At 59.5% G+C, this 8,695-nt stretch carries 8 protein-coding genes; 5 read left to right on the forward strand and 3 right to left on the reverse strand.

What is annotated here, in order from left to right; all coding sequences use genetic code 11:
• Nucleotides 1-55 precede the first annotated feature (55 nt).
• The gene (locus IAI51_RS24465) at nucleotides 56-2,692 is read left to right on the forward strand and encodes an EAL domain-containing protein (RefSeq protein WP_187680812.1); all 2,637 of its coding nucleotides are present in this window, start codon (nucleotides 56-58) and stop codon (nucleotides 2,690-2,692) included.
• 31 nt (nucleotides 2,693-2,723) lie between these two features.
• Here IAI51_RS24465 and IAI51_RS24470 read toward each other — a convergent pair whose 3' ends face one another.
• Entirely contained in the window at nucleotides 2,724-2,939 is a 216-nt protein-coding gene (locus IAI51_RS24470) for a hypothetical protein (protein ID WP_187680813.1), read from the reverse strand.
• Between the two features lie 162 nt (nucleotides 2,940-3,101).
• On the opposite strand from IAI51_RS24470, the gene IAI51_RS24475 reads away from it, so the two are divergent.
• Nucleotides 3,102-5,231 carry a TonB-dependent receptor family protein gene (locus IAI51_RS24475; protein WP_187680814.1) on the forward strand — a complete coding sequence of 710 codons (2,130 nt, stop codon included), beginning with the start codon at nucleotides 3,102-3,104 and terminating at the stop codon, nucleotides 5,229-5,231.
• A 90-nt stretch (nucleotides 5,232-5,321) separates the two neighbouring features.
• Here IAI51_RS24475 and IAI51_RS24480 read toward each other — a convergent pair whose 3' ends face one another.
• The gene (locus IAI51_RS24480) at nucleotides 5,322-5,549 is read right to left on the reverse strand and encodes a hypothetical protein (RefSeq protein WP_187680815.1); all 228 of its coding nucleotides are present in this window, start codon (nucleotides 5,547-5,549) and stop codon (nucleotides 5,322-5,324) included.
• Between the two features lie 182 nt (nucleotides 5,550-5,731).
• Between IAI51_RS24480 and tspO the strand changes: the two genes are divergently transcribed.
• The 3 genes from tspO (at nucleotide 5,732) to IAI51_RS24495 (ending at nucleotide 7,726) form a co-directional block, all read left to right on the forward strand.
• Entirely contained in the window at nucleotides 5,732-6,172 is a 441-nt protein-coding gene (gene tspO, locus IAI51_RS24485) for a tryptophan-rich sensory protein TspO (RefSeq protein ID WP_187680816.1), read from the forward strand.
• On the forward strand, nucleotides 6,172-7,149 hold the full coding sequence (locus IAI51_RS24490; RefSeq protein ID WP_187680817.1) for an alpha/beta hydrolase: 978 nt from the start codon (nucleotides 6,172-6,174) through the stop codon (nucleotides 7,147-7,149). Before tspO ends, IAI51_RS24490 begins: the two co-directional genes overlap by 1 nt.
• A gap of 61 nt (nucleotides 7,150-7,210) precedes the next feature.
• A complete protein-coding gene (locus IAI51_RS24495) occupies nucleotides 7,211-7,726 on the forward strand; it encodes a GNAT family N-acetyltransferase (RefSeq protein ID WP_187680818.1) in 516 nt (171 codons plus the stop codon).
• A 77-nt stretch (nucleotides 7,727-7,803) separates the two neighbouring features.
• On the opposite strand, the gene IAI51_RS24500 is transcribed toward IAI51_RS24495, so the two are convergent.
• On the reverse strand, nucleotides 7,804-8,673 hold the full coding sequence (locus IAI51_RS24500) for a TauD/TfdA dioxygenase family protein (protein WP_187680819.1): 870 nt from the start codon (nucleotides 8,671-8,673) through the stop codon (nucleotides 7,804-7,806).
• Nucleotides 8,674-8,695: the final 22 nt, after the last annotated feature.

Consider the following 8,695-nt stretch of genomic DNA (forward strand, 5'->3'; position numbering starts at 1 on the left):
GTCGCGCCCACGCCATTGTTCTAGATTCAGAAGACTGCGGATCAAGGACGAGCGAATGGATATTTCCAGTTATGCGACGCCTGCTCCACCCCGGCAAAGTGTGGTCACCCGACGCCTTGCCATTGCCGTCGGCGCATTGTTCGTCACCGGGGTGATGGCCGCGACTGTCGCCCTGCTCGGAATTGCCGATAAGCTGGACAGCGAAGAAATCAACAAAATCAAGTTCTATTCAGCCCGCGCCCTGGAAAACCGTATCACCGCGTCGAAGAACTACATCACCAGTTATGCCTACTGGACAACGGCCTATGAACGCCTGAGCAACCAAGTCGACACAAACTGGGCATACACCGAGCAGAATCTGGGTAAAACCCTGTTTACCAGTGACGGTTATGACGGCGTATTCGTACTCAATCGCGAGCGCACCAAATACACAGTGGTTCGAGGGCAAATGCTTGAGGCCGATCTCTCGGCCTTCCTCGAAGTCAGCGCCACATCGCTGCTCGATAACGTACAAACCCAGGCCGACCTGACCCAACCCTTCACTACTTATTCTCTGTTTGAAGGCTGGCCAGCGCTGGTGTCAGCGGCGGCAATCATTCCCAACGATCAAAGGCCGGTAGATGCTGCGCAGCAAACCTCTGTGCTGGTATTCGTCGACAAGCTCACTCCCACCAAACTGCGCAAGATCGGCAGTGAGTATGGCCTGAGCAACCTGACGCTGGCGCTGGATGAAACGATTGATCCGGCCCGCCCCCGGGTGCCGCTGGACAGCACCGGTTACAGCTTGATTGCCGATATGGAGCGGCCGGGACAACAGTTGTTGGGGTCATTGCTGCCTACCCTCGGCGCGACGATGGTGGTGTTAATGCTGCTGACCGCCTATTTCTTTCGGCATGCCTTGCGCTCATCGCAATACGTCGACCAAAGCTTCGCCGTCATGCAGACCTCGAACGAGGCATTGGAAGCCGCCAACCGCGGGCTGGAAGCCAGTGAAGAACGCTTTCGCGCGGTGGCGGAAGCCGCTTCGGACTGGATCTGGGAGGTCGATCGGGATCTGTCGCTGACCTACTTGTCCGCGCGGTTCAGCGAAGTGACCGGTTATCAGCAAACCTTCTGGCTGGGGCAAGATATTGGTGAATTGCTGTTTTGCGACACCACGCCACTGCAATTGTGGCTAAGGAAACTGCCCGAGGAAGGCAACACCAGCGACCTGCGTTGCACCTACCGCGACCACTCCGGCCAGCAGCGTCACTGTCGGCTGTCCGCCCGCTCGATCTTCGACAAGCATGTCGTCATTGGCTATCGGGGTACCGCCAGCGACATCACCGATGAAGTCGCTGCCCATGCGCAGATCCAGCACCTGTCGATGCACGACGCCCTGACCGGACTGCCCAATCGCAACAAGCTGGCGCGGTATCTGGATGACGCACTGTTGCTCAAAGAGCACTCGCCAGCGTTATCGCTGTTGATGATCGATCTGGACAACTTCAAACCGATCAACGACTCCCTCGGCCATCCCGCCGGTGATGCGGTGCTGCAAGAAGTCGCCGTGCGCCTGCGTGAATGCACCCGTGACAACGACATCGTCGCGAGGCTGGGTGGTGACGAGTTTGTGGTGGTGCTCAACGGCATGGACAGCCATCACGAAATCGACAAGTTCTGCACCCGCCTGATCGGCAGCCTGCACCAGCCGGTAATGTTCGAAGACTATCCGCTGCACGTTGGCGCCAGCATCGGCATTGCCTTGAGCCGCCGCCACGGCTTCGCGCCGAGCGAGCTGATTCGCTACGCCGACATCGCGCTCTATCAGGCCAAATCCGACGGCAAGAACACTTGGTGCTATTTCGAAGCGCACATGAGCGACCAGATCCAGACGCGCCGGCAAATGGAAGATGATTTGCGTCATGCACTCAAGCACAACGAATTCGTCCTGCACTATCAGCCACGCTACAAGATTGACGGCAAGCAGATCGTCTCGGTCGAGGCGCTGGTGCGCTGGCAGCATCCGAGCAAAGGCCTGCTAGGACCGGACCTGTTTATTCCGCTGGCCGAGCAGACTGACCTGATCGTCCCTCTTGGGCGCTGGGTGTTGCGTGAAGCCTGCGAAACGGCGCTGACCTGGCCGGAAGACATTTTGCTGTCGGTGAATCTTTCCCCGGCGCAATTTGCCGTGAGCGATGTGGTTCAGGATGTCCGCGAAGTGCTGGTCGATACGCGTTTCCCGGCCAGTCGCCTGGAACTGGAGATCACCGAGAACGTCATGCTCAACGACACCGACGGCGCGCTGACCACCATGAACGCGCTGAAAGAACTGGGCGTGCGCCTGAACATGGACGACTTCGGCACCGGCTATTCGTCCCTCGGCTACCTGCGCGCCTACCCGTTCGACGGGATCAAGATCGACAAGCGCTTCATCGCCTCGATCAGCAGCGGCGCCAATGATCGGGCGGTGGTGCAAGCCATCATCGGCCTGGGCAAAGCCATGGGTCTGAACGTTACCGCAGAAGGGGTCGAAACCGAGGAGCAACTGGATATCCTCGGCAAGGATCAATGCAACGAAGTACAGGGTTATTTCATGAGTCGCCCGATCGACAAGGTGGCCTTCGCGCGTCTGTTGCAAACATCAAGAAGCGCACAGCCGAAGCAAAAGAAAGGCCGCGTCACGAGCGGCCTGAATCTTGAGGGTTTATAAGGTGAATCAACGCTGAGCAATAGCGCTGATATCAACCGTGGCTTCGACCTTCGTCGCGGGTGAACACACTGCTCGCATCCCTCACCAACTGACGCCATTCGGCGCTGGTGATCAGTCCCTGCTCCTCCATCTCATCAGCTGCCTTGAGCAACTCGTCGTACTGTTCTTCCGGGTCCATCCGCGGTTGCGACTGCGTCGCCAGTTTGCGCCATGCCGCCAGTAATTCTTTCTTGCGCTGATCGAACATAGGGGTATCTCGTGATGGACTCACTCGGTAGAAAGACACGGCGTCACGGTGGTTCAGTGAAGTCGACGGATGGAAACCCGAGAAAAGCAAATTCCCATGTGTTTCCTTCGTTCTTTATTACGTCGCACTGTTCATTGCCCGTCCCTGTCTGGAGTTTTCTCGATGCCCGCGTCCAAATCCCTGCCCACCGCATTGTTGGGGCTGGCCCTTGCCTGTCCGGCCATGGCCGAGACTCAAGGTCTGGAATTGGGGCAGGTGCTGATTTCGGCGCAAGACCGCAGCGGCACGGACGCGGCTGTTGATGACGCCAAGGCCCGCCTGGATCAGGTGCCCGGGGGCACGAGCGTGGTCGACATGCGCCAACCGTTGCAGGGTCGCGTGGCCAGTAATCAGGATGTGCTGGCCTATCAGCCGGGGGTCTATGCGCAGTCGGCCGGTAACGAAGGCGTGAAGATTTCGATCCGTGGTTCGGGCATCAACCGGGCGCCCGGCGCGCACGCCTCGGGGCTGTACACCATGCTCGACGGCCTGCCGCTGACCGGTCCCGGCGGCACGCCTTATGAATTGCTCGAACCCCTGTGGGTCGACCACGTTGAAGTGCTGCGCGGCGCCAATGGCTTTGATCGCGGTGCGCTGGCACTGGGCGGCGCCGTCGATTACGTCAGCCACACCGGCTACGACGCGCCGAAACTGCAAGTGCGCTACGCCACCGGCAGCCATGGTTATCAGCAGCGCCAGGTCAGTTCGGGACAAGTGCTGGGCGACTTCGATTATTACGTGTCGCTGACCGATTCGAACGCTGACGGCTATCAGGATCACACCGCCAGCGAGAGCAAAGGCCTGATCGCCAACTTCGGCTATCGCTTCAACCCGAATCTGGAAACGCGCTTCTATATCCGCTACCGCGAGACCGACAACGACCTCGCCGGCCGCGTGACCAAGCACACCATCGAGCACGACCCACGAGCGGCCAACCCGGCTTACGTCTCGCGCGATGACAGCCGCAAGCAACCGGGCAGCACCTTCATCGGCAACAAAACCACGTTCTACATTGATGACGATTCAAGCATCCAGACCGGCCTCGTCTACCACGACTATCCGATGGACCTGCGCGAAGGCCCGAATCGTCTGAAGGTCGCCTACACCGACGTCAGCGGGACCTTCGATTACAAGCGTCGTGACACTTTGTTCGGCATGGAAAGTCGCAGCACCGTTGGCCTGCGCGTGACCAAACACCTGCCCAACGACGGCGCCAGTGAATTTGTGCGCATCCCCACCGCGCCAAACACCGCCGCCTATGCACCGGGCACGCGCATGCGCAACTTCACTTATCAGGGTTCGGACACCGTTCTGCATTTTGGCAACGACCTCGAAATCGCCGACGACCTGTGGCTGACCACCGGCCTCGCCGCCATCTATACCCGCCGCGAAAGTGCAGTCACCTACCCCGAAGGCGGCGGTAAAACCAGCATGAACGACTGGGACTACGCGCCCCGCCTCGGCCTGCGCTACCAGATCACGCCTGACGTGCAAGTGTTCGGCAACCTCAGCCGCTCGGTCGAAGCACCGCACCCGTGGTCGCTGATTTACAGCTCCAACGTGCGCTTCCCGGCTGGCAACGGCGCCGCGACCGGCACTCAGAAGGACCCGATCAAACTGCAAAACCAGACCGCCACCACCCTCGAACTCGGTGGACGCGGCGACAGCGCACTCGGCGAGTGGAGCCTGGCGTGGTACTACGCGCAGGTGCGTCACGAATTGCTCTCGGTACTGCCGGACGCCAACGCGGTAACGCCCTACGAGCTAAACGCCAGCCCGACCGTGCACCAAGGCATCGAAGCCAGTTTGACCAGCAAACTCTGGTCAGCCGCCGACGGCCGCCAGTTGAGCCTGCGTCAGGCGTACACCTTCAGCGACTTCCACTATCGCGATGATGATCGCTTCGGTGACAACCGCTTGCCGGGCTTGCCGATGCATTACTACCAAGGTGAGCTGCGTTATGACTGGCCGCAGGGGTTCTTTGCGGCGATGAACACGCAATTGGTATCCAAAGTTGCCGTGGACTACGCCAATAGCTACTACGCCGATCCTTACGCACTGTTCGGCGCAACGCTGGGCTACAACGCACCCAAAGGTGACTGGCAGACCTGGGTGGATATGCGCAACCTGACCAACAAACACTATGCGGCGACGGTCACGCCTGGGTATGACGACAAGGGACTGGATGCGGCGCGGTCTACGCCGGGTGAAGGGATGGGAGTTTATGTCGGGGTTTCGTGGAGTTTGCTGTGAGGCTACGAGGAATTCCCAACGCAGGTGTGAGCCTGCTCGCGATGGCGGCAGAACCTGCACAATTGCCGGCTTTCACGACAGATCGTCGATTTACGCGATCACCTCAATCCGTGTAATCCCTACCTGCTCCGCCTGCTTGAGGATCTCCTGGGGCGTCGAATCGGCCGTGGGCATGATCAGGCTGTTTTCCGCATCGCCAAGATGCAGCTCCAGAAGATGCATCGCGGCCTCGTGATCGGCCAGTTGTGGTTGCTTGAGTTCGAACACGTGGGAGCGAGGCTCGCCGTTGAAAAGGTATTCCAGGCGATAGGTGTGCATGGTGTCATCCGTATGAGAAAAGAGGGGCACTGAATATCCTGACGTCTCAGTCAGGCTTTTAGTTCAACGGCATGAAGCGCAGGACGCGAGCAGAGAAATCTCATGCTCAATCCAAACTTTTCGCGCCACGGGGCGTCCTCTGCTTACACTCTCAAACAGCTGACCCAAACTAAGGACTGCCGATGACTTTTTTTATTTTCCTTCTGGCCTGCGCGGCTGCCGCGACCACAGGCGTCATGTTCAAACCCGGCGAATGGTACGAATCACTCAGCAAACCCTCGTTCACGCCACCCAACTGGGCGTTCCCGGTGGCCTGGACGCTAATCTATCTGTTACTGGCCTGGGCCGGATACCGACTGAGCCTGATCCCGGGAAGTCAGACGGTGCTGGCGCTATGGGCGGCGCAGATTGCGCTGAATACCTTGTGGACTCCGGTGTTCTTCGGGGCGCATCAGGTTTTTGCCGCGATGGTGATCCTGACGTTGCTCTGGTTGGTGGTCGCGGCGATGGTGGTGATGGCCTTGCAACTTGATCTGGTCACCGGCCTGATCCTGTTTCCTTATCTGGCGTGGCTGTGTGTGGCCGCGGCGTTGAATTTTTCCATCTTGATCAAGAACCGCTGATGACCGATTGCAGCAGCAAAGTGCCGTGGCCACAGGGCGAGCGCGAGTTGGCGCAAGTGCGTGACTTCAACCGGAAGCTCGCCTGGTTGCCGCGCTTTAAAATCCGCAATCGCGTCTTGCCACGGATGATTCAGGCGCTGCTGCGCGTCAGTCAGATCGGCGGCGCGAGCAAGTTGCGCAAGCACGGCCTCAAGGCAGAGCGAAAGTCGATTGCCGGGGGCAGCGTGCGGATCATTCGTCCCAAAGGGTGCGCGAAAGGCGTTGTGCTGGATTTCCATGGCGGCGGCTGGGTGATCGGCAACGCGCAGATGAATGACAATTTCAACATTGCCATCGTCAACGCCTGCGACGTGACAGTTGTCTCGGTGGATTACCGGCTTGCGGTATCGACGCCCATTGAAGGGGTGATGGAAGATTGCATTGCTGCTGCTCGCTGGTTGCTCAATGAGCACGAGTTTGCCGATCTGCCGGTAATTGTCGTTGGCGAATCGGCCGGAGCGCATCTGGCGGCGACATCGTTGTTGGCGCTGAAACAATCGCCCGACTTACTCAGTCGGGTAAGCGGCGCGTTGCTGTATTACGGCGTCTACGACTTGACCGGAACGCCGAGCGTGCGCGCGGCGCCGCCGGAAACGCTGGTGCTGGACGGCCCCGGTATGGTCGAGGCGCTGCGCATGCTCACGCCAGACTTGAATGACCAACAACGCCGGCAACCACCGTTGTCACCGCTGTACGGTGACTTCAGCGGATTCCCGCCGGCACTGATGTTTGCCGGCGAACTCGATCCGCTGCGCGATGACACCCTCGACATCGCCGAACGCTGGTCGCAATCGGCGCCTGTCGAGGTGTACCTGCTCCCCTCTTCGCCCCATGGTTTTATCCATTTTCCGACAGCCATTGCTGACAGCGTGCTGGCTTACAGTCGGGAATGGATTTCGGCTCGCATCGGGGGGCAAGCGGCGATATCGGATCATTGATCTTTCCCCCCACAACAAGTAAAAAACCCCTTCCCCTTTCCACCCATGCAAGGAGCAGCGGATGCTCGAACTCACCACCGAACGCCTGGACCTGCGCACCCTGGTCGAATCTGACTGGCCGTTGTTCCTCAGGCTGCATTCCGAGCCGCAGACCATGCAGTATGTGTTCGGTGAAATTGCCGAGGAGCAAATTCGCAAGGGCTTCGAGCATCGGTTGCCGGCGTGGGGGCCGCAGTCGGATCACTGGTTGTGCCTGGTGGTGATTGACAAGGCCAGTCGGCAGGAACTGGGTGTGACCGGGTTCTGTATTCTCTCGCCGGGACATGCCGAAGTGGGTTGCCTGCTGTTGCCGGAGCATCAGGGCAAAGGCTTTGGCACCGAGTCGCGCCGGGCGATCATCGACTATGCCGCCGCCATCGGCCTGGACTCGCTGGAGTCGACCGTGACCGACGGTAATGTCGCATCCTGCAAGGTGCTGGAGAAATGCGGTTTTGTCTTCGAACGCCGTGTGCCGCTGGCCTATCAGATCGGTGACCGGTGGTTTGATGACCTGATCTACCGCTATCAAATCAGCTGACCCTTTTATCTGCGAACTGCCAGGAGGCTGGCACATCTGTGGGAGCGGGCTCGCTCCTACTGATGTGCCTCGGGGGATCAAGCCTTGGGCTGCGTACCCAGAATCGTCACCCGTTCGCCGTAGCGCGAATGCGGGAAGTAATCCCAGACCGCATGGTGCTGGGTGCAGCGGTTGTCCCAGAACACCAGGGTGTTCGGCGCCCAGCGTACGCGGCAACTGAGGACTGGCTCTCGAGCCACCAAATCAAACAGCATGTTCAGCAGCGCCTGACTTTCGCCACCGGACAACTGCACGATGTGCGAAGTGAACCCGGAATTGACGAATAAAGACTTGCGCCCGGTTTCAGGGTGACGAACCACCACCGGGTGCTCAGTCCTCGGCAGGTTGGCCGGCGCCTGATAGCCCTTCCACGGAATCGCCCCGTCATGGATGGCGGTCAATTCACCGAGAAACTGCTGCATTGCCGGCGACAGCATTTCGATCGCCAGGTGCATGTTGGCAAACAACGTATCGCCACCGGTGCCGATGGCCGGGGTTTCCTTGATGTACAGCATCGAGCCCAGGGACGGCGCGACATCGGCCGTGCCGTCGGTGTGCCAGGTTTCACCGGCGACGTAGCGTGATTGGGCATTGGCGCGGATCTCCACCAGTTCCGGGTCATCGCCGTCAATGTCCTCCACCGGCAAGGCACGCAGTTCGCCGAACAGACGGCCGAACGCCTTGTGTTCTTGCACCGTCAAATGCTGATCGCGAAACACCAGCACGTGGTTTTCCAGAAAAGCCCGGCGGATTTCTGAGAGCTGATCGTCATTCAGCGGTTGCGAAAGATCGACGCCGGCGACCTCTGCGCCAATGACCGGCGTGATCCGGTCGACGGTGATGTGCTGATACGGCGCGCGCTGTTGTGCGGCGATGCGCTCGATTGCCTTGAGTGCCAATTGATCCATGTTCCCTCACCTTTTTATTGAA

It is taken from the genome of Pseudomonas sp. N40(2020), assembly GCF_014472415.1.
Classification (GTDB): domain Bacteria; phylum Pseudomonadota; class Gammaproteobacteria; order Pseudomonadales; family Pseudomonadaceae; genus Aquipseudomonas.